Here is a 26,614-nt window from a genome sequence, read left to right on the forward strand (position 1 = left end):
ATTCTTGTCCACATACCTGATTTATTATCTGTTTTGGGCCTTTAAGCCGTTGACTATTATTGTCATTAAATCGCTATTTAAAATATTGTTTGTTACTTGGCAAAAAAGCCTGGCGCAACATCATAGTAGTTGGCATCAAGATGTTCTACGTGGCGAATTTCATCTAAATAAAGGATCATATCTGAATCTCGCCCCGAGTTATGTTTGCCTGTTTGATACCAACCCCAAGAAGGGTAAAGGCCTTTGTCATCATTATATCCAAGTTGAATATTAGTACGGTTAGCCACTTGTTTACCGTTGATCCACATCTTGATATACCCTTTTTCTGCAAAAGGATTTGCACGCACTTCCAAGACAAAATCTACCCACTTGTCTTTGTAGTCAGCAATGTTAACCGGAACAGTGAATTTATCTCGGCCTTGACCACCTGTATCTTTGGCAAACTTTCTTGCGTCCCAGCCATAACCTATATCAAAACCTTGATTGGTAATAGTCAGTGCTAATGGCGGATTTCGGCCGGGCTCTTTATCATCTGCGGTTTTATCGGGTGCGCCATGTAGTTGGAAAAATAGCGGGTCTTGTTTATCAGTAAGTTTGGTATGTTCACTTGGGAAGTAAACACTGAAACCATGCCATACCGTTGCTGTGATGCTACTGGCATTACTACCATGCAGCATGGCTTTGCGATCTTCGTTATCTAACTTATTTGGATCACGATTCCATTTAGCTGGGTTGCCGTGTTTCCAATGTAATTTTGCTGAATAATTACCTAAACGTGTGATGTTATTTTCGGCTACAAAAGAGTGGGGCCCTTGAAACTGGGTAAAACGGAAATTTTTCGGCAGACTAGCATCATGCCCGGGGTGGAAGGTGGCGTATAGTCTACCTGCATTCCAGCCACCGCCTTCAAAGGATTCACTTGATAACGGTGTAATACGCTCAATTGGGTTATTGCCTGCTATGCTCGCACCTACAGGGTAATGTTGAGTTTCTATATCCGTGGTTTTTTCTGCAATTTTATTTTTTTCGCCGTTAGCACAGGCTGTTATTGCCAGAGCTATAACAGTAAACGCAATTATGTTTTTATACATTTTCAAGTAACCTTTTTATTTATTGTCTTTTGAGACAAGAAGTTTATAACTTCAAATATCCGCTATTAGTCTTAGGGTTTGCCGTTACTTTGTGTTGCTTATAAAGCAGGTAGCTGCCATTGCCTAAGTACATTTCGGTTGGCTGTTGTTTGTGATCAAGGGTGACAATCGCAAAGCGGCCGGTAAAGTCGATTCCTAGCTTTTTGTCTTGGTATCGCTCTTGGCCATTCTCTTGGGTTAAAATGTATTGGGTTAATGATTTACCAGAAAGTTTAATGCCTACTTTAACCCCTTTAAATACACCGTTAACCTGAATGCGTTCTACGCTTTGGATGGCGTAGTTTTCACCTTCTGTGATTGACTCGTATGCCACTGCATATGGATTATTCCAAGCTTCACCTTGATGTCGCAATAAAAAGGTAGGTAGCGGTTTTTTATTGTAAGGCGCTGAGCCCCCATAAGCTTTTGGGGCTTTTACTTGGCTAATTTCAATATCTAAACCAGCCGGAATTAAGGCGCGCATTGAAATGTTTTTATCGCCAAGTTTACTCGCTGTGAAGGTCGCTTCGTATTGCTGATCTGATCTACTTTTAGTTTTGACTTCATCAAAAAAGTGCCAACCTGGGTGTTTGTATCCTCTTTGCCCTGTGGTTATCCACTGCAATTTAGCCGAGTCTTGATAACGATCTGGATCAGCAACTAAATCAACCCCTTGATTGTTCGAGGTGATGCTTAGCTTGTCTCCAATGTTATGGTAAACATAGTCGTGGTATTGGTTTGGGGTGTTACTTTTAGCTCTGAAAATATCAAGGTAATACCCTTTAGTTTCATCAAGTTTAATTAATGCTAAGGTTCTTTCATGTTGAGCTGGCGCCACTAAGTTATATTCATCAAAAAACGAGGAGGTTGAAAACGAATGCTTAGGCGATACGCCAGCATCACCGGCAGCAGGTTCCATCAATTCAGATTTCACCCGGTTAATACCCAGATTAATCCAATCACCTTTGGAGGCAGAGGCACCATTACTAATAACTGTGTTATGGGCCGAAAACAAGCGGTAGTAGTTTTCATGGATGTCGGTTCGATAGGTACCTTTACCACCGTCGACACCCAATACATGGCCTTGGCCATAGAGTTCCATATCCATACCTGAGGCATGACCATGAATATAAGAGCCACCTGCAACAAAGGCCATTAAGCTATTTTTGACTGGATCTTTTTTACTGATATTTCGCTGAATATTCATACCAGCAAACTCTAAGCGGGTAGTACGAGGCCGAGGCGGGGTAACATCCATTTCGGTCTTACTTTGAATTTTGTTCACCGACCATAATAACTGCAATGGGCTAAAGTAGGGGCTTGCACCGTAAGAACGACTATGTAAATGGCCACGATCATATAAACCACTTTTGATGCTAGATGCTAAGTAAGTAGTAAAATACTCTTCTTGTTGCTTATTGTTATTTAACTTAGCTAATAATAAAGAATTTTCTAAATCAGCATAATCAATTTTATAAGTGCGGTGGCCATCACCGATATAAGGTGACTCGTCATTTGGGTACTCCAAATTGTAATAGGAGGTAAAAGCTCCTGGAATATTCGGGTATTTTGCACCTAGTTTTAAGGATGGATCGTACCGATCTAATAAGGTCATCAAATACACGGTAAAACCAGCAACATGGCGTGAGTATTGGAATGATTCAGGCCAAATATCACCTTTGTTTACAAAATGCTGGGCGACCTTTTTTAGTGACGCTTGGTTTTTTGTGTCGATATGGGTGTAGTAGGGGATAAACTTTTGAATCTGTTGGCTATCATCAAGGGCCAAAATATTATGGACTAAGCTGGACGACTCTAAAACCGGCCAGTTTGAATCTAATAAACCTTTGTTAAGCGCTAACCAGACATAAGTACCAAACACGCCTTGGGCGGTAGGAAAGTCAAAGTTGGTGAGTTTGGCTGAGGCCAAGTCGTACACTTGACCGCCTGAGTTTAAATAAGGAGCAACAAAATCGTAAATAATGGGTAATTGAGCGCCAATCACCCGGGCTTCGTATAAGTGGTCGGTGGGAAACATCCAGCCAGAATTCATTGCCCCGTCTTTATGCACTTTCATTTGTTTGAGGGCGTTAATATAGGTAAAGAGAATATCCGAACCACAAGTGGCATATTTTGTTTCTTGGGTGAGATAATATAATACCCCACAATCTACACCGTCTTGCAGTGTTTTAACCACTTGGGTTAATTGTTCTTTACTGCCCCCATCTTTATGGCGAAAGGTGGGTAAAACAGGGGGCAATGATTTATCTTCAAACCAAATTAGTGGCAACGCTTCTAAGCTATTACGGCGTTTTTTATTACCTTGAACTGCAACTAAATCAGCCCGTTTTTTAAGCTCATCAAATAAAGATTTAGCCCATGGTTCGCTTTGTATTTTTTCTAAAATAGCTGCTCGTTCAGAGTTTTTAACCCAGATTGACGGTCGTTCAATTTCTGCTGCCTGACTTGATGATGACAAGGCTAAGGTTGAAAAGCTCAAGCAGCAGATACCTACTGCCGTTTTAACTAAACTGAACCAAGGTTTTATATCTTTTGTGATTAACATGCTAACGCCTTAAATTATTAAGTTGTTGCTCACTCGCGTTAACAACATATTTTTGTTTTAGTATTTACTGTGAAACTGACCGTCGTGCCATAAATATAAGCGTTGCGCTGTGCCTTTTTTGACATTAAGTACCACTGCAACAGTCTTATTTGTGTTGTCTCTTACTGCTTCTATTTGAATTCGGCTGTTGGCTAGACTCAAATGCGTTTTATCAAGTTGCCATATTTGCTGCGTATCACTCACTCTTTTGGCGGTGGCAAAGACGGTATGGCCTTGTTTATTTTTGTAGGTCACCACAGCGCTGCTGTGGTCAATCACTTCTAAACTTTGAACCTGCTTTATCTCACGTTTTTTGTGATCCCTGACAATTCGCTGTTCAGTGCCAGGCATAGGTAGACTATGTTGCCACTGGCCATTTTTAAGGGCCACCATACGCCACTCTCGATAATCTTTAGTGCGGGCTTCATAGGCCAGTGCCGGGGTTTTGTTTTCTAAAATAAGCGGTACAGTGCCAAAAGGCGTTTCTTCACGCTGGGTTGAGTCAAAGGCTAAGGTATGTTTATTAGCACTAGCTAAGGTTATAGGTAGAGATAACTTTTCGTTTTGCGCGTTGTAAAAGGTATCGTTTGTTGTATCAAGCTTCATGTAGTAAGCATTAATACGGCTATAGGTCGTTTTATCGTGATATTCGAGGAAATTACATTCGTGCCATAAAGAGCTAATGGCTATTTCTGTATCGGATATTTTTAATGGCGTAATGTAAAAAGTGTCCACTTTGATCGGATCGTCTTTTTGTGGTGTTGGCCAAGTAATGATCACAGGCGCTTGAAAGTGTTGTTCGCTACTTTTCATTTTATAAAATACCCATGGTGATTTGTGGGTGCCGGCGCGGGTGAATAAGTAAATGTCACCGTTAGCCATTGTGAAACTTTTGGTATAAGACGCAAAGGGGCTGATGTCGTTAACCAGCACAAATTTTGAGATGTCATTGGGCTTTTCAGACACGGCATGTAACATTCTGCCGCCAGCATGAGGGGTATCTATTGAAAGTGGATTAAGGCCATCTTCACGTTCGCCGCCATGGCCACCATACACAATATGAAAGTGCCCTTTGCTGTCTTGTTCAATGATCGGCCGGCCGTGACTATCTATTTTACGTCCACCTTTTGAAAGCGTACTTTCAGCCGCTTTATATGGGCCGTCCCAATTGTGAGTTTTAAGATCAAAACTGGTAATGTATGGGTCGGTTAAATCGCCTTGATAAGTAATATGCACCTTACCATTAGACACATAATGATCACCCCGGTGAGGGTTACCTTGTAGATTGTCAGTAAAGTAACCTTTTGGTAATGCAGGTGGATTTTTAGCAGACAATTCATTTTTAGAGCTTAAGTCTTCTGCTGGTAAATTATAAATTTGCTGGAATGTTTTGCCCTGAGTAAAGGCATCATAAATGCTTTGGAACTCAGGATATTGACCATACAGGTACTGATCTATGCGCCATTTCCAATGTTCACTGCTGGTTAGATCATTGGGTTTGACTTGTCCTTGTAACGCAGAGAACACCTTGTCTTGGACGGAATATTTTGAAATAAGCACTGACCTTTTTGCTAGGTATTGCTCTTTACTCATCTTTGTTACTGAGTCTGTAGATTGATTTAAAGGCGAACTCGCCGCAGCAGACATAACACCTGTCGTCATCAATACAGTGAATATCGTTTTTAAAAAGCGCTTAAGGTGCAATGTTTGAGGCTGGCTTGTATGCAAGATAGACATTCCTATTTTGATAACCCTATGCACCTAATGCCAAATCAAGAGGGAAGGGTTTACTTTTAATTTTGGGGATTGTATTTGACTATTTGGTGATTGTAAATGATTATAGGTGGTTGTTATTGTTTTGTTGAGTTGTTAACTAATATATTTAAAGCAACTAAGAATAGGGTATCAATTTCAGAGTGGCTCTTCCTATTAGCCCTGCATAATTATGTGATTTATGGGGTTATTAGACTCAAAATTATAGAAAATATTTTACGGTGATAAAAATATGGTAACGAAAATACAAGTTGCATCTACAGCCGCAATGTTCTTAATCTGCAATTTGGCAAGTGCAAATGCTGAGACGTTTTCTAAACAGGGGTTTGAAAACCCAGCGTCAAGGTACTTACCAAAAACCTGGATGCATGCCATGAACGGTAATTTGAGTAAGCCGGGTTTCAGCGAAGACTTTAAAGCCATGAAAGATGTTGGTATTGGTGGCGCGATATTTTTCCATGTGCATAGACGTAATATGCCTTATTCATCAAGAGGGCCTGTTCGATTCAATACCGATGAGTTTATCGACACCTTAGTACATGCCGCAGCAGAAGCTGACAAAAACGACATTGAATTTGGTATTCACAATGCTGATGGTTGGACCTCAAGTGGTGGGCCTTGGGTTACACCAGAAATGTCGATGAAACGTATTACTTGGTCTGAACAAGCGGTGCAAATAAGTCAAGAGGGTAACCAAAACTACATACCACCACAACCTGGGTTTTATGAACAGTTTTATCGTGACGTGGCGGTTATCGCCTTACCAGCCAATCAATATAACCAAAGTAACGCTTTTGCCAACGCTAAAATCACCAGTTCTAATCCAAACCTCGATACTTCAACTTTAACAGATAACGACTGGGACACTGTATTCAGTTTTAGCGAAGAGCAAAATACAGACAGCTTTGATGCTCCGCAGACACCTAAAAGCGATAAAGACAAAGAGTATTGGGTACAAATAGAGGTTGATGAAGTAACGCCGCTGCGTAGCTTGCATATTGAAACCCCTGATCGTCATGGCGATGCTGCGTTACAAATTTCAGATGATGGCATTCATTTTACCACTGTGGTTGAAAAGCTAAGACGCCCTCGTCCTGGCGCAAGATTGTGGGCATTTAGTCCGCAATTGGTGAGTGATAAAAATGATGGTTATAAAGCCAAGTATTTCCGCTTGGTATTTGACAAACCTATTACCCTTAAACGTTTCGACTTTTGGTCAGTGCCAAGATTTGATAATTGGTTTTCAATGAACGCTATGGAGCGAGGACGTTTAAGTCTAACCCCCCAAGTGCCAGCGCAAGCTATAACCCAAGCAAAAGATGTATTAGTGTTAAATCGCGGTGAGCTACCAAAAGATGGAATAAAACTTCCCAAAGGTGATTGGCGAATTTTACGTTTTGGTTACACCAGTACTGGGGCGTTTAATGTGCCAGCAACTGTAGAAGGTGAAGGCTTAGAAGTAGATAAATTTGATCCTAAAGCCTTGCAATTTCACTTTGAGCAGTACGTTGGCAAACTCGTTAAAAAAGCCAAAGCACAAGGCATTAATTCACTTAAAACTACTGAAATTGACAGTTATGAAGTGGGTGGACAAAACTGGACTAAAGGTATTGAAGAAACATTCAAGCAAAAATTTGATTACGATTTAATTCAATGGTTACCGCTGTTAACCGGCCGCGTAGTTGAATCCCCCGAACATTCAGGCGCCATATTACAAGAGTTTCGCCAGCATTTATCAGATCTTATGGTTGAAAATTACTTTGGTGAATTTACCCGTCTCACCAAACAATATGGCTTAGAGTCATACATTGAACCTTATGGCTGGGGGCCATTTGATGAGTTGGCGTCAGGGGGCAAAGCTGATCGCTTAATGGGGGAGTTTTGGGTTAAATCTCCTTGGGGGGATCCTAATCAAATTTATCATGGCCGCACCAGTGCTGCTATTTCATCGGGTCATATCTATGGTAAAAAAATCATTTCAGCGGAATCTTTTACCTCAATTAATACCATAAACTGGAAAGGTCACCCTTATTATTATAAACACCATGGTGATCATATGTGGGCACGGGGTATAAACGAAACCATGTTCCACCGATTTGCCCATCAACCGAATAACCATATTAAACCTGGCATGACCATGGACTCGATCGGCTCGCATTTCGATCGCACCCAAACCTGGTGGTATAACGGTGGCGCTTCGTGGTTTAAGTATTTAGCTCGTGGATCTTATTTATTACAACAAGGCGTGCCAGATGCTGACTTTTTAGTGCACCTAGGTGATGTGGCGCCAGTACGTGGTGGCAGCAATGTTAAAATACCTGCTGGTTTTGGTTATGACTTTACTAACACAGATGTATTACTGAATCGACTCAGCGTAAAAGATGGCTGGTTAGTGCTGCCCGAAGGTACGCGTTATAAAGCCTTATATTTAACCAGAACGGATTACTTGCACCACAAAACGTTAAAACGCATACAAGCCTTAGTGGCCGCTGGTGCAACCGTGATTGGTATTAAACCAAACGAGGTGATTGGGTTTAGTGAATGGAAAGACAAAACAGAATTTAAACAAATTGCGGATGAACTTTGGGCAGAAGCGCCAAATACCATCAAAGCATTCCAAAAAGGCTTTGTGAGTAACGCTAGTCTTGAAGAAACCATTAAGCAGTTGCAATTACAGCCTGATTTAATAATCAATGACGAACCGGTGAAGGTGTTTGCTAAACGCCGTGTTGAAGGTAACGATTTATACTTCTTCCATAGTGAAAAGCCTGAGTTTAGGCAAATCACTGTTGATATTAGAGATGGCAATGGCATCCCCGAAATTTGGAATAATACCGATGGCACCATTGAACAAGTCCAAAATTATCGCGGTGAAGGCAATCGTATTACTTTTGATTTAGTCCTTGAACCTTACGCTAGTCGCTTTATTTTGATCCGTCGTGATAATAAAACACCAATCTACAACGGCACGCACTCACAACTGGTTAAAGACATATACCAAAACAGTGACAACGAAGCACTGATAAGTGAATTAACCGGCCCTTGGTCAGTTGAATTTGATCCAGCATGGACTGGTCCTGGCTTGGTTACTTTTGATGAATTACAAGATTGGAGCAGTCGTTCTGAAGAAGGGATTAAACACTATTCGGGCACTGCCAAGTATGGAAAAACCTTTACCCTAAGCCAAGCACAAGTAGCCAGCAAAAAGCCTATCTATCTAGATTTAGGCGAGGTGCAGCAAATTGCCGAGGTGACCTTAAACGGTAAAAAGCTAGCGACCTTATGGAAACCACCATTTGCTTTAGATATTAGCAGCGCGTTAATTGTAGGTGAAAATAAGCTTGAAGTGGCGGTGACAAACACTTGGACGAATCGTTTAATTGGTGATGAAGCATTACCTGATACCAGTGGTTACAGCATGGTGGGCGACACAGTGCCTTGGCTAAATGCCAATCAAAAGCCACCTAAAAGTGAACGTGTGACTTTTACAGGGTTTAACTTCTTCGCGAAAGAAAAATTAAAAGTCCTACAAACATCTGGGTTGTTAGGGCCAGTGCGTTTAATTTATTAATAGTCACTTAATACTTTTAAGATCACAGATAGGTTTAAATTTGAAACATGATGCAAATAAAGGTTAGAAAATACACTTGGCTGATCTTGTTTTTCGCTTTTAAAGGCAGAAGTATAAGTGCAGTGTCATAAAATTGCTGAAGGTAGAGTCGATTATTTTAACGATAACGCCATAGGTAATTCGGTGGCCATTATTCAGCACCCTGAAGCGCAGGCTGTTTCTGCTCGCCCCTATTAGTTACAAACGTGATGTTACTGAAATTCAGAACATCACGTTTTTTATATCACAGAGGTTGTTAATGCACCGAAAGGTGTTTACGGCGTAAAATTCCCAACAAGCCTAATGCTAAAATGACCAAAGTGCCAGGGGCTGACACTCCTGTTGAACCTGTGCTGCGGTTATCGGACAGTAACAAAGACATATAGCTGGATTCTTGTAGACCCGAACCATCAAAATATGTAATAGACCAGTCAATCCCAGCAGCTAGTCCATCTACTGAGAATGCGTCCATATCAAACCAATCATCAAAGTTTAGTGCTGTGCCAAAATCAAAATTGAACGCATTCAAGAACTTAAAGGAATCGCCATCCGAGACTTGATAATTATTGTCAAACATAAAGTCGAAATTGCTGGTATCTGTTAAAGCAAGGATACCTTCAACAAATAACATATCATGTACAGAAGCACTGTATATTTCTGTCGTGAGAGTCCCGTTTAAGTCTAAATCTCCCGTTAGAATAAGGGTTCCAGGAGAATTCCCCGGGTTTATACTGGCATTTTCGCCAACGATAACCTTATTGGCCTTAACAATGCCGCTACCACTAATACTGCCTCCTTGAATATCAAAGCTTCCTTGTTTAAGAGTACCATCAACAATTGTTTGACCGCTGACTTGGGTAAATACGCCTTGATTATGGATACTGCCAGAACTACCTATATGTAATGTGCCATTAACTACAGTGGTATCACCAGCGTAGGTGTTTTCTCCGTTGAGTGTTTGCGTACCACTGCCAGACTTCATTAGTCCACCAGCACCACTGATATCACCACTATAGCTGTAATTACTATCGTTATTGATAGTCAATTTACCCGATTCTATATGGGTCTTTCCATCTCCAATGAGGTAGCGAACGGTATTGTCACCTTTGACAGACAAGCTTGCGCTACCGCCAATATTCAAGCCTGACATATCGGAGCTTGTACCTTCACCATCAAAGGCGATAGTTCCAAGATCAATTTTGGTTTCGCCGCTATAACTATTGTTTTTATGGGTAAGGTAAGCAGTACCATTTCCCTTTTTTCTGACCGAGCCACTGCCAGAAATACTCACATTATAGTAACCATCATTTGATTGATTCAGGATAAGTTTGGCATTATTAACGATGTCGCCTTGTATGCTTCGTGCATTACCTTCAAGGGTGCCTTCATTAATTACCGTGCCGCCATAATAACTATTGTTGCCAAGTAATCTTTGAATAGCATTACCTGATTTTACTAATCCACCATTACCTGTGATATCGCCATTATAGATAGAGAATCTTTTTGAGTTTATGGTCAAATCACCGGCTTTAACGCGTATATCGCCATCTCCGGTGAGGTAAGCAAAGGTGTTATCACCGTCAACCTGCACGTTTGCGCCACTGCTAATTCTTACACCTGATAAACCAGAGCTAGTACCTTGCCCCAAAAAATTAAGCGTACCTTGCTCAACATTAGTTTGCCCCGAATAGGTACTAGCACTACCTATAATTTGAGATATTCCCGCTCCTGTTTTGGTAACAGAGCCGCGGCCCGTTATATTATTGGCGTAAAGTCCGGCTGAGGGATGCGTGAAAGGGCCGGCTTCGGCTTGATTAAGGGTTAAGTTGCCATCATTATAAATATCGCCACGAAGATTAATTGCACTGCCCTCAAGGGTGCCTTTATTGATAAAAATACCGCCGCTATAGGTCTTATTTCCACCAAGTACAACCTTGCCATCTCCAGATTTATGGATACTCGAATTGCCTGCTAGTACCGCGTTTACGTACCCATCGCGAAGATCAAACACACCATCATCAGAATATAATGAACCGCTGCCGATTATGCTCCCAGAAAGAAACTGAACGCTAGCCACACGCTCCGTTTCATCACCAATGTCAAATGTGCCGCCATTAACGACCAATCCGCTTTCTATATTTCCTCCACTCCTAATGGCAAGAGTACCACTGTTAACTGTGGTTAGGCCGCTAAAGGAGTTGTAGCCCGTAAGCGTTAGGGTACCGTCTCCACTTTTAATCAGGTTGCCCTTAGTGCCAGAAATTCGACCATTAAAAGTGGTATCCTTGTTATTTGCACCTACGTCCATGTCGTTATAATCTAATAAAACGTAACCATCTCCTTCCAAGCCACCAAATGCATTGCTTTGTAGACGCATATTCAGCCGTCCTGCTTCGGAAATATTGATGGTGGAACGGGTGGATAAATTACCTCCCTCACGTAAAACAAGGGTGCCACTTTCGATAGCTATATCGCCATGCATAGTGCCACTATCACCACGCAACCATAAGTCGCCACTACCTGTCTTGCGTAGTGTGGTGGTGTCTTTTCCATCCTCTACGAGTTGCTCGAATAGAACCCTATCAGTAATTTTACCTCCCATATCTAAAATACCCGATGTATGAAAAGTAATAGCTTTGTTACCTTGCAAACTTATCGTATTAGTTATTTTTTGGGTTGAACTTGAGTCGTTATGTATGCCATCTCCGTTAGACATAGCTTTTAGGTCAATTTGATTGCCTGTTATATTGTGTCTTTGGGATAACGAAGATTTGAATTCAATATTGACAAGGTCAATATCTTCATAATTATTGTTGCTAGCTGCATTAGAATTCGCATCAAAAGAAATACTATCCCCGTTGACCAAAATTTCATTATTTTGCCAGTTGGTCTGAAAGTTGGGAGGTAAAAAATAGAGAGTGGCCCAGTTAATATCGCGCGCGCCAACCCATGTTTTCGTGTCAGCTTGAACTGTTGCTGTAATGAATAATGAAGCAAGAAGCGCCGATATTATTTTAGGCTGGGGGATTTTTTTTATTGAATTTGAATGAGTTATTGGAGTGAGGCTATTTTGTTTTTTCCATAAAACCATTTGGGTTTTCCCTTAGGTTGCTTTTCAAGACGAAAGCGTTTATTTTTTTATCTTGTAGCAAAAAATACGCCTAAAAAATAACCGGTTAGTTTTCAATTGGTTAATTGGTTAATTGTTTTATCTTTTTAATATATGTAAAAAAAATGGACACCATATGTAGAAATATTTGGTGAATTTAAGTTAAATCTAGAAATTTTAAGATCGCTGTAGTGTTTATTCTACAAGCGCAGTTTTGCTAATAATAAAATTATCAAAGTAGGCATAACTGTCGTGTTTTGGGGCCCAATCTTTGGTATTTCCACCATGAAAAGTAGAGAAATAAAAGCTATCAATGATGGCTGTTTCTTGTGCTCTAAATTTGAGATCAGTTTTAGACAATTTTTTATCTCCATCAATCCAGACTTCTAATACACCATTACTTTGTTGCATGTCGTTGATACGAATATGCTGGACTAAGGTGTGCCATTCATTCGGTTGGAAATGAAAACCAGCTAAGGTTAAATCGTCGCCCCATTTACCCTTCATATCCATATAATATAGGTAAATAATAGCTTCACCATCTTCGCGCCACATATATCGAGCACTCCAACCTTCACCTTTTGTAGGTTTGTTCCCACCAGTGTATTTACTACCACCGCTAGTTAACCCTGGTAGTTTTCCTCCTAACCTAAAATCAAAATTAGGATCAAATTTAACTTGGTAGGATAACCATAAGTCTGTAGCCGGCTGCAAAGGAAGCAAAAATTGTCCTCCACCTTGACTCGGTCCAACAGCGCCTTTGGGATAATAGATTTTTAGCGAGTGATCGTTTGAGTCATTGGGTACAATCTCTGCCCTTTGAGATAAAGCCTGCCACTTTAATTGAGGCCAATCGCTAACAATGCTTGATTTTTGATAGGGGCCAATTGGTGAGTTGTTAAAATTGACTTCTAACTTTGATTCAGAAAAAGTATAAAAACTTGTAAAAACTGCCGAAAAACTCACTATTAATTTTGGGGGAAACATAATGTTATCTATCCAATTTAATCTAGAAATCAAAACTATTTATAACATCTTTATAAAATAGTGCGTAGCTATTAGCCCTTGTTCCTTTTTGTGTCTATCTTTAGCATGGGAGGCAGTCAAATTATGCCTACAGTGAATTGACAGTTCTGCCAATATAATAATTACAAACAAGCTGTAATCAAGCTAGGAGAGTTAAATGGAATCTTTAAAAGTTAATGACCATATGAACCTACGTCCAGTTACTTTTACCAGTAATATGTCAGTGGCTGAAGCGGTCGAACATCTATTACAAGCGAAACAATCTGGTGGGCCTGTAATTGATCACAAAAGAAAAGTGATTGGTTTTCTATCGGAACAAGATTGTATTGTATGCATGATTGAATCGAGTTATTACCGTGAACAAGTCGCTCAGGTCAAAGATATAATGCAAACTCAGGTGATGTCGATTAAACCTTATACTTCAATTATTGAACTCGCACAAAGAATGATGGTAGAAAAACCTAAAGTATATCCAGTAGTAGATGATGATGGTTATTTACTCGGGACTATTAATCGTTCTGCTTTATTACATGCAATTGATTTACAGTTACATGATGGATATAAAAAAGTAGGCTAGTTGAGGAACTACCCTTAAAAAGGGCAAAGACCTTTGACGGATAAAGTTGGTCTTGCCCCTAGTATTTTCGGCTGTATTCTTCTAGGATCCTCCATCGCTTTTTAGGTTTCCATTTTTTCAATTAGAGCATGTATCTTTGTCTTCAGTGCCCACGCCCAGTATGAATGCCAATACGCCCAGTATGAATATCAAACAATTATCTGAACAAGTATCGTCTTGCATGTCGAAAGACATCTTTAGGTTCAAATCTCGTATTAGACGGTTCCCCTCGATTGAACCTGATAAACAAGCTGAGTATTTACAAAAGCTTGGAGTAGACGTGGAAAAGTCATCTTCGCTGGCTGAAACAAGATTGTTACAGTGCCCAGACATTGAATATCCTGATTTACCGGTAAGTGAAAAAAAGGATGAAATAGCACAGGCCATAAAGTCTAACCAAGTGGTGATAATTGCAGGTGAAACTGGTTCAGGTAAAACCACCCAAATTCCGAAAATATGTTTAGAACTGGGCCGGGGCATAAAAGGCTTAATTGGTCATACACAACCTAGGCGATTAGCTGCAAGAACCGTTTCAAACAGAATTGCCGAAGAATTAAAAAGTCCTATTGGTCAAAACGTTGGATTTAAAATTCGCTTTTCTGATCAGGTATCAGACAATACCTATATCAAGTTAATGACAGACGGGATTTTATTAGCAGAAATCCAGCAAGATAAATTCTTAAACCAATACGACACTATCATCATTGATGAAGCCCATGAACGTAGTCTAAATATTGATTTTATTCTGGGTTACCTAAAACAGTTGTTACCTAGACGACCTGATTTAAAACTTATCATTACCTCAGCAACCATTGACCCTCTAAAATTTTCCAAACATTTTAATGATGCGCCAGTCATAGAGGTGAGTGGTAGAACTTATCCTGTTGAAATGCGTTACAAGGAAATTGACAGTGGGGAATATGACCAAATTCAGGCCATTACCGAGGCGGTTGATGAGTTATTAACCGAACCCCGTGGTGATATTTTGGTGTTTTTAAGTGGTGAGCGTGAAATACGTGACACAGCAGACGCGTTAAATAAACAGCAGTATCGCAATACTGAAGTATTACCTCTTTACGCTAGATTAAGTAACAGTGAACAAAACAAAGTGTTTGCGTCTCATACTGGTCGCAGAATAGTACTAGCCACAAACGTAGCCGAAACCTCGTTAACTGTACCTGGCATTAAGTATGTAATCGATCCAGGCACAGCGCGTATTTCAAGGTACAGCGTGCGCAGCAAAGTTCAGCGCTTACCCATTGAAGCCATATCTCAAGCATCTGCCAATCAAAGGGCAGGGCGTTGTGGTCGTGTATCTAATGGTATTTGTATTCGTTTATATTCTGAAGAAGACTATTTAGCTCGTGATGTGTTTACCGATCCTGAAATATTAAGAACCAATCTAGCTTCAGTTATTTTACAAATGATGTCTTTGGGCTTAGGAAAAATTGATCAATTTCCATTTGTTCAGCCACCAGATTCAAGAGCCATCAATGACGGTTTTAAATTGCTTGAAGAGTTAGGCGCGATTGACTTAGCCAATGATTCAAAGCATGGCAGACAAAAGTTATCTAAATTAGGTCGTCAATTAGCACGATTACCCATAGATCCTAGGTATGCTCGCATGGTGATAGAAGCGGCTAAACAGAACAGTTTAAACGAAGTATTGATCATCGCGGCCGGCTTAAGTATTCAAGATCCTAGAGAACGGCCGCAAGATAAAAAGCAGCAAGCGGACCAAGCTCAAGAAGACTTTTTCAATAAAGAGTCTGACTTTTTAGGTTTCTTTCAGTTGTGGCGTGAGTTCAAACAGCAACAGCAAGCTCTATCTTCAAATCAATTGCGCACTTGGTGTAAGAAACACTTTATCAACTTTATGCGCATGCGTGAGTGGCAAGACATAGTCAGTCAACTTAAAAAGTCTATCGCTGAATTAGGCTTTGGGATCTCCTCTCAAGAAGCGGATTATCAAGCTATTCACCAAGCCATTGCTGCAGGTTTGTTGTCTCACATTGGTAACAAAGATAAAGACAGAGAATACCTTGGCGCTAGAAATAGTCGCTTTATGATTTTTCCAGGATCAGGGTTAGCTAAGGCACAACCCAAATGGACTATGGTGGCTGAACTAGTTGAAACGGCACACTTGTTTGGGCGAGTAGCTGCTAAAATTGAACCCGAGTGGATCGAATCATTGGCCAGCCATTTAACTAAATCAGAATTTTCAGAGCCCCACTGGTCAAAAAAACAAGGGGTAGTACAAGCTTTTGAAAAAGTCAGCTTGTATGGCTTAGTGTTAGTTAGTCAAAGGCGAAAAAATTATAGCTTGATTGATCCGGTTGTCAGCCGTGAAATATTTATTCGTGAAGCCTTAGTCAACATGGAGACTAGACTTAACTTTGCATTTTTAAAGCATAATCATCAAATAATTGAAGATATTGAAAACCTAGAAAGTAAAAGTCGTAGACGAGATTTACTGGTTGATGAAGAAACCCTAGTAGATTTTTATGCTCAAAAAATACCTGAACATGTCTGTTCTGAGGCTAGTTTTAAAAAATGGTGGAAAAAGCAATCTCAAGATAACCCTAAGATATTGGATTTTGATCCCAACGCTTTATTGAAAAAAACAACCAATCATATTGATGGGTTTTCTTTTCCTGAGACCTTTAAGCAAGGGAATTTAACCTTAGGTCTCACTTATCATTTTGATCCTAAAGATGAAGATGATGGTGTGAGTTTAATGGTACCTTTAGCTTTGCTTAATCAGGTAACCACCCAAGGACTCGATTGGTTAATACCTGGCTTACGTCATGAATTAATAGTCGCCTTAATTAAAGCCTTACCTAAGTCTCTTAGGCGTAACTTTGTACCTGCGCCTAACTATGCTGATGCCTGTTTAGCTGATATTCAAAGCCAAGACAAAAAAGGTAATGCATTAGAGTTTTTACCTAGCCTTTCTTTAAAACTAAAAAGAATGACTGGCAAAGAAGTAGAGATATCTGAATGGCCTATGGACAAACTGCCTAAACACTTAATTTTTAATATTAAGGTATTGGATAACAAAGGGCAGGTGATCGCCCAGGGTCGTGACTTAAATCTGTTGCAGCAAAAGCTACAAGGTAAAGTGAAACAAAATCTGCAAAAAGTAGCTACTCCTGAATTAGAACAAACTGGTTTATCCGATTGGAGTATTGAATCACTACCAAAAGAGTTTATTAATAAGGCTGGGGGTTATGAGGTAAAAGCCTATCCTGCGCTAGTCAATGAAGGTAAAACCGTTGGGGTTAAGCTTTTTGATCAAGCTCATATCGCCCAGCAAGCCCATAAGTTAGGTTTAAGACGGTTAATTATTTTGGCTATTCCATCACCTATAAAGTATCTACAAGATAAATTACCTAACAAAGCCAAGCTTGGGCTGTACTTTAATCCTTTTGGCCAAATTAAGGCCTTGATAGATGATTGTATTAATGCCGCTGTTGATCAGCTTGTTCAGCAATATTGTGAACAACATGATGCCGATATAAGAGATAAAACGCACTTTAAAGCCTGTAGTGATTTTGTTCGCCAAGAAATAAATGACACTGTGTTAGAGGTGGCTAAAAAGGTTGAAGTAGGTTTAACCATAGCCCATGAAATCAAAAAGAAGATGAAAGGCAATGTACCGTTAAACTTAATTTATGCCCATGGTCATATAAAAGCGCAATTAGATTCTTTGGTGTATAAGGATTTTGCAGCAGATATAGGTGTGACTAAATTAAATGATTGGCAAAGGTACATCAAAGCTTTAGCTAAACGTCTAGAGAAAGTGGCGATTGATCCAACTAAAGACAAATTACATCAGTTAAATGTTGAAAAAGCAGAACACGCTTATCAAGCCAAGTGTAATCAAATACCGGCTAATATGCCTAAACCAGAAGGGTTAAAAGAGGTGAGGTGGTTATTACAAGAGTTACAAGTATCATTTTTTGCCCAGCAACTTGGTACTTCTGCTCCCATATCCGTAAAACGAATATTGAATCATTTGGATCAAATTTAAAAAATCAGGCGTTGACTTTATTTTCTCAGCACCCTATAAACACATGTGTAGAACTTAAACACGAAGAGGCATTAAATGTTAGGTTACGATGATAAACGCAATTTTTTTCGTATGATGGTTAATTCTGTTTGTGAACTCAAAATTAAGGATGATGAATCGACTCGTACAGCTCAAGCGGTTTGTAAAGATATCAGTGCTTCTGGTATGTCGTTTGAACTAGATGAGGGTTCACTAGAGCTCGGTACCTTAATAAACGTTTACATCGAATCAACAAACTCTCAAATTCCCTCGTTAACCGCAGATACTAAGGTGGTGCGATGTGAATCTATTGATGACAATAGTTGTTCAGTAGGTGTTGAAATAATAGAAATGAAATAAATTCTATTAAGTAACAAACCAATAAAAAACGCGACTATTAAGTCGCGTTTTTTGTAGTTTTTATTTGGACTAGTTTGAAATAGTTTTTTTATAAAACTTTACAGACTAGACCCTTCAAATAAAATCCTTCAGGGTAATTACTACCTACCGGATGGTCGGCAGCTTGTCCTAATCTTTCAATAAACTGTACGGTTCTTCCTGCGTCTAGGGCTGCATCGGCCACAACCTTTTGAAATAAGTCTGAAGATAATAATCCAGAGCAACTAAAGGTTACTAGAATGCCGCCTGGTTTCATGATTTGCATAGCTAACATGTTTATATCTTTGTAGCCACGGCAAGCTCGATTCAAAGACGATTTAGAATCAACAAATTTTGGTGGATCTAAGATTATCTGCTCAAAGTGTTTCTCTTGTTGTTTAAAATCTCTAAGAGCTTGAAACACATCTAAGTTTAAAAATTCAGATTTTGAGGTATCTAGGCCATTAATTTCAACGTTACGTTTGGCAGTAGTTAAGGCTAAATCAGATACATCCAAATTTGTTACTGAATTTGCACCTGCGGCTAACGCGTAACTACCGAACGTGCCGGTATAACAAAAACAATTTAGTACATCTTTGTCTTTAGCGTATTTAGCAGCAATAGCGCGATTATCTCTTTGATCCAGATAAAACCCAGTTTTGTGACCTTGTTTTACATCCACAATTATTTTTACGCCGTTTTCTTCAATCACCACTTCGTCAGGTACGTTACCATGTAATACCTGGGTAATTTCCTCTAAGCCTTCTTTCTTGCGCACGCCCACGTCACTGCGTTCGTAAATGGAACAATCAGGAAACTGTTTGGTCAACGCCCAAACTATTTTATTTCTGTGTTTGTCTGCACCCGCTGACAACAATTGGCATACTAGAACATTGTCGTATCTATCTATGGTCACGCCTGGAAGGCCATCTGATTCAGCAGCAATCAGGCGATAACCAGTTAGGCCATGACGTGAGATTAAATCTTCTCTTGAGGATTGAGCTATAGCAATTCTTCTTTGAAAGAAACCATTGTCAATAATTTCATTTTGGTCAAAAGTCCAAATCCTAACTTGGATCTGAGACTCTGGTGACCAAGCTCCACGGCCTAACCAATTTCCATCATGAGAAAATACATCTACCGTGTCGCCTTTATTCATTCGCCCAACGGTTTTTTCTATGGCTCTAGAAAATACCCAAGGGTGACGACGTAATAATGATTTTTCTCGGGTGGGCTGTAGAATGACGCTAGCAGACATAGTTCTTCTTATTCAGTAAATTTAGCGTAATTGTACATCAGCTTATTTTATTTTGTTGTTTGAATTATTCACTTACTACTAATTTTGTTAGCATAGCCGACTGGCAAGTCTGTGTGAAAATCATAAGGGTATGAGTGTTAACCAAGTTTGTTAATCAAAGTCTAGATAATCTCAAAGTAGTTGTATTAACCGGTGCAGGTATTTCAGCTGAGTCTGGTTTAAAAACGTTTAGAGACAATAATGGTTTATGGGAAAATCATTCTATTCAAGAGGTGGCTACTCCTGAAGGTTTTGCTGCCAATCCGCAGTTAGTTTATCGCTTTTATAATCAAAGACGCCGACAGTTGTTAAGTCGAGAGGTTACGCCTAACTCAGCCCATTTTGCATTAGCTAAACTCGAACAAGTTTTGGGTGATAGATTTACCTTAGTCACGCAAAATGTCGATAACTTACATCAACAAGCGGGAAGTCAAAATGTGTTACACATGCACGGCTCTTTATTGTCTGCAAAATGTGTCAAGTCCGAAAATAGTTTTAAGATAGAAAGTGATTTAGAGCTCACCAGTCGTTGTACTTGTTGTCATCCCAAGAATATTTTACGTCCGGATATTGTCTGGTTTGGTGAAATGCCCAAATACATGCAAAGCATCGATGATGCGTTGTTTGACGCCGATGTATTTTTGTCTATCGGAACCTCTGGCACGGTTTATCCTGCTGCAGGTTTTGTTGATCAAGCTAATCAATATGGGGCACATAGCGTTGAGCTTAATTTAGAGCCGAGTTCTGCTCAAAGTCAGTTTGCAGAAAAACATTATGGTGTAGCGAGTGAGCTAGTACCTAAATTTGTAGAACAAATATTACAAATAGATGTAAAAGGGAAGTCAACTTGTTAACTAATCTTGACATTTATTGGGTGGAATTTTTAACCATTGCTGGTGTACACTTATTAGCTGTTGCCAGCCCAGGGCCTGATTTTGCTGTGGTACTCAAACATAGCGTTCAGTATGGTCGCCGAGCAGCCATACTCACTAGTATTGGTGTAGGTGTGGCTATTTTAATCCATGTGGTTTATTCGTTATTGGGAATTGGCCTATTGATCAAAACTACGCCTATTTTGTTTCAATTATTTAGTTATGCAGCAGCTGCGTATTTATTGTATTTAGGCTGGGGAGCGATTAAGAGCAGTGTTCCAAACCCGGGTACAGAAGGTTTAGTTAATGAAGCACAGCAAGTTATTTCAGATAGCAAAGCTTTTAGCGTTGGATTTTTAACAAATGGTTTAAACCCTAAAGCGACTTTGTTTTTTTTATCTCTATTTGCAGTGGTGATTGCGCCTACAACCCCAAATGAAATAAAAGCTTTGTACGGAATATATTTAGCTATAGCCACAGGAGTTTGGTTTTGTATTTTGTCGTATTTTTTATCAACCTTTAAAGTACGAAAATTTATTACAGCTAAAGGGTATTGGTTTGATCGATTTATGGGAATAGTGTTGATTCTGTTGGCGATTAAATTAGTTATGCCTGTATAATCCGCGCGCAAAAACATTTAATTAGGGTGATAAGTGGAAGAACAAAAGTTTGAAGTGTTAGGTGGAAGTTTAGAAAAGTCTCTTAAAGGTGAAACTAAGCTGGACCTAAAAGTATTGGCCTCTGAAGCTTGGCAATTAACCAAAAACCGTAAATCTGAAGTGCTTCAAGGTGCACTTTTTATCTTTTTTTTAGGGGTGGTTTTATCCATTTTTATTCAATCTTTTTTTGATGTTAGTGATATTCAAGCTGTATCTCCCAATGTATTAATGGCCATAAAAGTAGCAGGTATTGTGATTACCGCTCCTATAGTTGCCACTATGTTGTTGTTAGGCATTTCTCATAGCGTGGGAATCAAGCCAGCTTTTTTCTTATTGTTTAAAAAGCTAATTGGTTCAGTGCTGATTATATTATTAGCCTTAGGAATTGCCGCTCTTACGGATTTGAGCTCATACTTAGTCTCTAGCATTAATACGTCAATTGGTTTTATAGTGTTGATATACGTGGGTATGGCAACGGGGTTTTCCATGATGTTGTTAATTGAGAAAAAACTATCCCCCAATCAATCTATTATTCAGTCTTTTAAGGTTTACAACCGTTATATTTTGCCATTGAGCGCTTTTTACCTAGGCTCTGTTGTGTTGTTTATTGTCGGCATGTTCACCTTTGGTATCATGTACATTTGGTTAATTCCATTCTATTTTAATTTTAAGGGCGTGTTATACCGTGAGTTATTTGGTGTAACAGTTGCCAAAGTAAATTCCGTAAAACAACCAAGCGAATCTATTTTTCATGCATAAAATTTTAAAAAATTCGATTTTTGTAACCTTAGGCTTTATAGCCGTTATTATTTTGATCGTTGTCACTCAACATAGGCCTGTTGATGATGGGGAATTTGAAATCGTCGATATGGGACAAATTAACCTTGATAATTTGTATGTGGCGCCATTGCCTAGCAGTAAACTTCCTGTTCCAGACTTTGCTGCATATTCAAATGTTGTTGAAAAGAAAAAAGCCTTTTTTGCTTATTTACTACCTGAAATTCGTCGTCAAAATTTTATCGTGTTAAAAGAACGAAAAATGGTTTTAGCTTTGTATGAAATGGATAGCAATAAGCAAACTATGAATCGATCGCAACTAGCAGTATTAAAACACTTAATGAAGAAATATCAGGTATCCCAAAAAGAAAACCATTCTAATGAGTATATTTTATCCAAACTGATTAAACGCATTGATGTTATCCCTGAGGCTATGATTCTAGTGCAAGCAGCTAACGAGTCAGGGTGGGGCACGTCTAGGTTTGCCAGAGATGGTTATAATTTTTTTGGTTTATGGTGTTTTAGAAAGGGCTGTGGTTTTGTTCCTAGCCAACGTAATGAAGACTCTTCTCATGAAGTCGCAAAATTTAGAGATTTATCTCACGCAGTGATGACTTATGTACGTAATCTAAATCGTTTATATGCTTATCACGACCTAAGAGAAATACGCATAAAATTACGCAGGAAAGGCAAAAAAATCACCTCAGAAGCGTTGGTCAAAGGTTTGTCTAAATATTCAGAACGAGGTCAAGATTATATTGATGAATTACAAAATATGATACGAGTCAATCGCAAACACATGGGCTTAACTAAATGATACTACACTTAGGATTGACTTTAAGTTTAATCGTCTGCACTACTATCTCACATGCTGAAGAATTAAACGTCGATTACGCTAGCTTTTACGGCCATGTAAAAAAAATTGATAAACCTGATACCGACAAACTTAGATTTGCATTTGGCTTTACACATATTGCCTACAATCGATTATGTAAGCTGGAAAAAGCTGAGATAGTCACTCAAAAACAGACACTGCCGTTAATTGTAGAAAACGGCACCCGTTTTACCGTACCTTCAGACAAAGTATTAAAAATGGCGAAAGCCAAAGTGTCAATTGAGTTAGACGACAATGCTAATCAGTGTGATATGTCGGTACAATTAGAAACAAAAGCCGAGCAATTAAAGCACTCCTACACCCACGCAGAGCTTAAAGCTCTACTAAACCAATATCAGGCATTCTTTTCTAACATGGGAAGTTTTATGTCGTTTATGATGCCATCTGCTGAAGGTTTGGTTTTAAAGTTGCAAAATGAGCAGGTATTAAACACTGAACTTAGCAAACTGTTGGATGAGCGAGGTAACATTAATTTAGATCAAGATTGGTTCGAGAAAGGCTTAGGTCTATCTTTACCCTCAAAACCAATTCGGATCACGGCTCTAGTGATTAAATAGAAAAACGAATTAGTATGGTATAAATTAACGTCCTAGTGATATCAGTATAAAAAAGGTCTCAATGACTTGTCATTGAGACCTTTTTTATATTCAGAATGTATATATTACGGGGAGAAGGCTTATTGATCCAGCGGTGTAGAGAACTCTTCTGACAATTCAAAGTCGCCCACTACTTCAGACACTTTACCGTCAACAAATTTAATTATTAACTCTTTACGAAAGTCTTCACCGCGTTTTTTCATGCCACGTTTCATTTGATACAAATAGTACCAAGTGTCGTGATCAAATGAATCAGCTACTACAGGTTTACCTAGTACAAATTCAACCTGTTCTTTGGTCATTTCTATTCTGAGCTTTTCAACATCTTTTTTGTCCAAAAAGTTACCTTGAGGAATATCAATTCGGAAAATCCAATCAGAACAAGAAAACAGCATTAAAGTGGTGATGCATACAAGCAGTGTATTTTTAAACTTCATTTTTACTCAATATTTGGCATTTTAAAATAGTTAATAGGCTCTACTAAGCCTAACCAATAAACTTTTAGCGGAGCATCCTAACCCAGCCTTAATGGCCATATCAATGCCTAATTGTTAGGAATTACTAAATTGTAGTAATTCTTTAGCATTGGCTATTGCCGACGCAGTTAAGGTGTCTCCAGCTAATAGACGTGCTAACTCTTCAATTCGTTCACTTTCTTGTAAATTAATCATGTGAGTTTCTGTGGTTTTTTTGTCGCTAAACTTAGTTACAAACATTTGGTTGTGGGCTCTAGCAGCTACTTGAGGCAAGTGAGTCACACAAATTACTTGGCAGGTTTCGCCTAATTTTCTGAGTAATTCTCCAACGATTGAGGCTGTTGAACCACTGATCCCACTATCTACTTCATCAAAAATCATAGTGGCAACCTGATTATTACTAGAGCTAATCACTTGAATGGCTAAACCTATACGGGAAAGTTCTCCACCAGACACCACCTTTTCAAGTTTATCCAGTGCTTGACCTTTATTGGTAGAAACTAAAAAGTGAATTTTATCTAGGCCTGTTTTATTAGGTGTTCCTTGTTCGTCATACTCAACTGAAATAGTAAAATTAGCCTCTGACATATTCATTTTGTGAATATGTTTTTCTACTTGTTTAGCAAAGAGTTTTGCAGATTTTTTACGAGATTCAGATAACTTTTTAGCGGTCAATCGATAATTATCTTCTACTGTTTGTAATTGTTGCTTTAACTCATCAAGTAAAGTGTCATCCTGACGTAAATCTTTGAACTCCAATGCTAATTCTTGATGAAAGTCATATAAATCTTCTGCTTTTACGCTGTGCTTTCGAGCCAAATCTAGAGCTTGTGAGTATCGGGCCTCAACATTTTGCATGCGCATAGGGTCAATTTCTAGTTGTTCGCAGTAAGCGCGTAATTCACTAGCCGCTTCGTCAATTTGAATGCTCGCTTCAGTTAACATTGAAATAATTGGGGTCAGACTAGCGTCATGCTCTTGCAATTCGGTTAAACGATCAACACTGTTTTGCACGGCAGATAAAGCATTGAATTCTTCTGCTTCATATAATTGATGAAAGCTAATTTGGCTTTGTTCTAACAAACTTTGACTATGACTTAATTTTTTATGCTCTATTTCTAATTCAACAAATTCGTTTTCTGCTAAAGAAAATTCATCTAACTCTACTATCTGATAAGACAAAAGTTGCCGTCTGTCATCTCTTTGCTGTTGGCCTGCCAATAACTCTTGATATTGCTTTTGTTGATCTTTAAGGGTTTGATAACTCTTATTCACTGCATCTAATAATTTATGGTGTTCAGCATATTGATCTAACAAAACAAGTTGCTGATCATTTTTTAAAATTTGTTGGTGGGCGTGTTGGCCATGAATACTGAGTAAATACTGGCCTAGACTTTTTAATTGTTGTAGTGGAACAGGGGAGCCGTTGATAAAGGCTTTAGAGCGGCCTTCAGATGAAACTATACGCCGAATCAATACTTCGTTTTCATCAGCTAATTCGTGTTCATTTAACCAAGTTAATGCAGCCGGTAGTTGTTTAACGTCGAAACCCGCTGTGACTTCAGCTTTATCCGCTCCTTTGCGCACCATACCACTATCTGCACGCTCACCTAAACATAAACCTAGGGCATCGACTGAAATAGACTTACCAGCGCCAGTTTCGCCCGTTATGGCAGTCATGCCATGTTTAAAATCAATGTCTAATGTTTTTACTACCGCAAAGTTTCTAATAGATAAGTGAGTCAGCATAGGAATATCTACACCTGTTTAATTATACAGTGGTGTAAATATAACCATGCATTTAGATTATGTCTAGCGTTAATCTAACAAAGTGTTAGTAAAGTTTGCTGCCCCAGCCAAGTTTGGTTCTTAATACATTAAAGTAGTTGTAACCAATTGGGTGGATCAAAGATAACTTAGCTGAGTTTTTCCTAATGATTACCTCATCACCTGGCAATACCGTTAACACAATATGGCTGTCGCAACTCACTTGTAAATTATCTTTGTTTGCTGGTGATACCTTAAGTTTTACTGTGCTATTTGCATCCACCACAATTGGGCGGCTACTTAATGTATGGGGGAACATAGGCACTAAAGTCAGTGCATCTAATGTGGGAGTAAGGATTGGACCTCCACCAGATAACGAATATGCAGTGGAGCCAGTAGGCGTGGCCACAATAAGCCCGTCAGAACGTTGACTGAAAACAAAGTGATCATCTAAATGCACTTCAAATTCCATCATGTGGGCCACTTTTCCATGGTGCATAACTACTTCGTTTACCGCAGAGTTTTTACTTTGTAACTGGCCGTTTCGATAAACTTCTACAGTCAATAAAAATCGTTGTTCAAACTGACCATTACCATTAAATATGCTGTCTAGTTGAGTTTCAAAGTCTTCTGGATTGATATCTGTTAAAAAACCTAAGTTGCCTCGGTTTATACCAACCACTGCCACATTGTGTTCAGCTAATACTCTTGCTGCGCCCAACATATTGCCGTCGCCACCAACCACTATCGCTAAATCGGCTTGTTTGCCTAAGGTTTCAATATCTACGGATTCAAAACCATTTGAATCTAATTTATCGGCAGTACTTTGTTCCACCAATACTCGACAACCAAGTTTAGCTAAATAAACAATTAATGCTTTAAAGCTTAAATTTGCATCGTGATGGGCTTGTTTGCCGATTAAACCAACTGTTTTAAATTCCATACAACAACATAAAAAATTTGGGTAGTGGGCTAGT

The 26,614-nt window shown here is 39.1% G+C and carries 18 protein-coding genes; 9 read left to right on the forward strand and 9 right to left on the reverse strand.

Translation table 11 applies throughout. The features are described 5' to 3' along the window. Positions 1–92: 92 nt before the first annotated feature. The 3 genes from L0668_RS12280 to L0668_RS12290 are packed head-to-tail and all read right to left on the reverse strand — an operon-like array spanning position 93 to position 5,463. On the reverse strand, positions 93–1,091 hold the full coding sequence (locus L0668_RS12280; RefSeq protein WP_235312930.1) for a heparin lyase I family protein: 999 nt from the start codon (positions 1,089–1,091) through the stop codon (positions 93–95). 43 nt (positions 1,092–1,134) lie between these two features. Next, complete coding sequence (locus tag L0668_RS12285; protein WP_235312931.1) at positions 1,135–3,696, reverse strand: endo-acting ulvan lysase-like protein; 2,562 nt, start codon at positions 3,694–3,696, stop codon at positions 1,135–1,137. A 57-nt stretch (positions 3,697–3,753) separates the two neighbouring features. Beyond that, on the reverse strand, positions 3,754–5,463 hold the full coding sequence (locus tag L0668_RS12290) for a hypothetical protein (RefSeq protein WP_235312932.1): 1,710 nt from the start codon (positions 5,461–5,463) through the stop codon (positions 3,754–3,756). A gap of 277 nt (positions 5,464–5,740) precedes the next feature. Between L0668_RS12290 and L0668_RS12295 the strand changes: the two genes are divergently transcribed. Beyond that, positions 5,741–9,079, forward strand: a complete 3,339-nt coding sequence (locus tag L0668_RS12295) for a glycosyl hydrolase (protein WP_235312933.1) — start codon at positions 5,741–5,743, stop codon at positions 9,077–9,079. 295 nt (positions 9,080–9,374) lie between these two features. On the opposite strand, the gene L0668_RS12300 is transcribed toward L0668_RS12295, so the two are convergent. Next, positions 9,375–12,209 (reverse strand): autotransporter-associated beta strand repeat-containing protein, encoded by a 2,835-nt coding sequence (locus L0668_RS12300; RefSeq protein WP_235312934.1) that lies wholly within the window; start codon positions 12,207–12,209, stop codon positions 9,375–9,377. A 213-nt stretch (positions 12,210–12,422) separates the two neighbouring features. Beyond that, entirely contained in the window at positions 12,423–13,214 is a 792-nt protein-coding gene (locus L0668_RS12305) for a polysaccharide lyase (protein ID WP_235312935.1), read from the reverse strand. A gap of 196 nt (positions 13,215–13,410) precedes the next feature. Between L0668_RS12305 and L0668_RS12310 the strand changes: the two genes are divergently transcribed. The 3 genes from L0668_RS12310 (at position 13,411) to L0668_RS12320 (ending at position 18,280) form a co-directional block, all read left to right on the forward strand. Then, positions 13,411–13,830 (forward strand): CBS domain-containing protein, encoded by a 420-nt coding sequence (locus L0668_RS12310; RefSeq protein ID WP_235312936.1) that lies wholly within the window; start codon positions 13,411–13,413, stop codon positions 13,828–13,830. A gap of 160 nt (positions 13,831–13,990) precedes the next feature. Then, positions 13,991–17,902, forward strand: a complete 3,912-nt coding sequence (gene hrpA, locus L0668_RS12315) for an ATP-dependent RNA helicase HrpA (RefSeq protein ID WP_235313049.1) — start codon at positions 13,991–13,993, stop codon at positions 17,900–17,902. Between the two features lie 75 nt (positions 17,903–17,977). Then, positions 17,978–18,280 (forward strand): PilZ domain-containing protein, encoded by a 303-nt coding sequence (locus tag L0668_RS12320; protein ID WP_235312937.1) that lies wholly within the window; start codon positions 17,978–17,980, stop codon positions 18,278–18,280. 88 nt (positions 18,281–18,368) lie between these two features. Here L0668_RS12320 and L0668_RS12325 read toward each other — a convergent pair whose 3' ends face one another. Then, positions 18,369–19,556 (reverse strand): class I SAM-dependent rRNA methyltransferase, encoded by a 1,188-nt coding sequence (locus L0668_RS12325; protein ID WP_235312938.1) that lies wholly within the window; start codon positions 19,554–19,556, stop codon positions 18,369–18,371. Positions 19,557–19,690: 134 nt separating this feature from the next. Here L0668_RS12325 and cobB point away from each other — a divergent pair, with 134 nt between their 5' ends. Genes cobB through L0668_RS12350 form a run of 5 tightly spaced genes read left to right on the forward strand, consistent with a single transcriptional unit; the run spans position 19,691 to position 23,355 of the window. Beyond that, on the forward strand, positions 19,691–20,449 hold the full coding sequence (gene cobB, locus L0668_RS12330; protein WP_235312939.1) for a Sir2 family NAD+-dependent deacetylase: 759 nt from the start codon (positions 19,691–19,693) through the stop codon (positions 20,447–20,449). Continuing rightward, entirely contained in the window at positions 20,443–21,087 is a 645-nt protein-coding gene (locus tag L0668_RS12335; RefSeq protein ID WP_235312940.1) for a LysE family translocator, read from the forward strand. The genes cobB and L0668_RS12335 overlap by 7 nt, the downstream gene beginning before the upstream one ends. 33 nt (positions 21,088–21,120) lie before the next feature. Further along, complete coding sequence (locus tag L0668_RS12340; protein ID WP_235312941.1) at positions 21,121–21,885, forward strand: hypothetical protein; 765 nt, start codon at positions 21,121–21,123, stop codon at positions 21,883–21,885. Continuing rightward, entirely contained in the window at positions 21,878–22,720 is an 843-nt protein-coding gene (locus L0668_RS12345; RefSeq protein ID WP_235312942.1) for a glucosaminidase domain-containing protein, read from the forward strand. The genes L0668_RS12340 and L0668_RS12345 overlap by 8 nt, the downstream gene beginning before the upstream one ends. Further along, positions 22,717–23,355, forward strand: a complete 639-nt coding sequence (locus L0668_RS12350) for a DUF2987 domain-containing protein (RefSeq protein ID WP_235312943.1) — start codon at positions 22,717–22,719, stop codon at positions 23,353–23,355. Before L0668_RS12345 ends, L0668_RS12350 begins: the two co-directional genes overlap by 4 nt. A 119-nt stretch (positions 23,356–23,474) precedes the next feature. Here L0668_RS12350 and L0668_RS12355 read toward each other — a convergent pair whose 3' ends face one another. The 3 genes from L0668_RS12355 to nadK all read right to left on the reverse strand — a co-directional run bounded on the left by L0668_RS12355 (position 23,475) and on the right by nadK (position 26,580). Further along, positions 23,475–23,831, reverse strand: coding sequence for an outer membrane protein assembly factor BamE (locus tag L0668_RS12355; RefSeq protein WP_235312944.1), 357 nt, complete (start codon positions 23,829–23,831; stop codon positions 23,475–23,477). Between the two features lie 114 nt (positions 23,832–23,945). Further along, positions 23,946–25,619: a DNA repair protein RecN gene (gene recN / locus L0668_RS12360; RefSeq protein ID WP_235312945.1), complete on the reverse strand. Its 1,674-nt coding sequence runs from the start codon at positions 25,617–25,619 to the stop codon at positions 23,946–23,948. Positions 25,620–25,704: 85 nt separating this feature from the next. Beyond that, on the reverse strand, positions 25,705–26,580 hold the full coding sequence (gene nadK / locus L0668_RS12365) for an NAD(+) kinase (RefSeq protein ID WP_235312946.1): 876 nt from the start codon (positions 26,578–26,580) through the stop codon (positions 25,705–25,707). Between the last annotated feature and the right edge of the window lie 34 nt (positions 26,581–26,614).

The organism is Paraglaciecola algarum, assembly GCF_021532655.1.
Classification (GTDB): domain Bacteria; phylum Pseudomonadota; class Gammaproteobacteria; order Enterobacterales; family Alteromonadaceae; genus Paraglaciecola; species Paraglaciecola algarum.

Coding starts and splice junctions, on each gene's coding strand:
- L0668_RS12280 (WP_235312930.1), bottom strand. CDS start 1,091: ATGTATAAAAACATAATTGCGTTTACTGTTATAGCTCTGGCAATAACA.
- L0668_RS12285 (WP_235312931.1), bottom strand. CDS start 3,696: ATGTTAATCACAAAAGATATAAAACCTTGGTTCAGTTTAGTTAAAACG.
- L0668_RS12295 (WP_235312933.1), top strand. CDS start 5,741: ATGGTAACGAAAATACAAGTTGCATCTACAGCCGCAATGTTCTTAATC.
- L0668_RS12300 (WP_235312934.1), bottom strand. CDS start 12,209: ATGGTTTTATGGAAAAAACAAAATAGCCTCACTCCAATAACTCATTCA.
- L0668_RS12305 (WP_235312935.1), bottom strand. CDS start 13,214: ATGTTTCCCCCAAAATTAATAGTGAGTTTTTCGGCAGTTTTTACAAGT.
- L0668_RS12310 (WP_235312936.1), top strand. CDS start 13,411: ATGGAATCTTTAAAAGTTAATGACCATATGAACCTACGTCCAGTTACT.
- hrpA (WP_235313049.1), top strand. CDS start 13,991: ATGAATGCCAATACGCCCAGTATGAATATCAAACAATTATCTGAACAA.
- L0668_RS12320 (WP_235312937.1), top strand. CDS start 17,978: ATGTTAGGTTACGATGATAAACGCAATTTTTTTCGTATGATGGTTAAT.
- L0668_RS12325 (WP_235312938.1), bottom strand. CDS start 19,556: ATGTCTGCTAGCGTCATTCTACAGCCCACCCGAGAAAAATCATTATTA.
- L0668_RS12345 (WP_235312942.1), top strand. CDS start 21,878: ATGCATAAAATTTTAAAAAATTCGATTTTTGTAACCTTAGGCTTTATA.
- L0668_RS12350 (WP_235312943.1), top strand. CDS start 22,717: ATGATACTACACTTAGGATTGACTTTAAGTTTAATCGTCTGCACTACT.
- L0668_RS12355 (WP_235312944.1), bottom strand. CDS start 23,831: ATGAAGTTTAAAAATACACTGCTTGTATGCATCACCACTTTAATGCTG.
- recN (WP_235312945.1), bottom strand. CDS start 25,619: ATGCTGACTCACTTATCTATTAGAAACTTTGCGGTAGTAAAAACATTA.
- nadK (WP_235312946.1), bottom strand. CDS start 26,580: ATGGAATTTAAAACAGTTGGTTTAATCGGCAAACAAGCCCATCACGAT.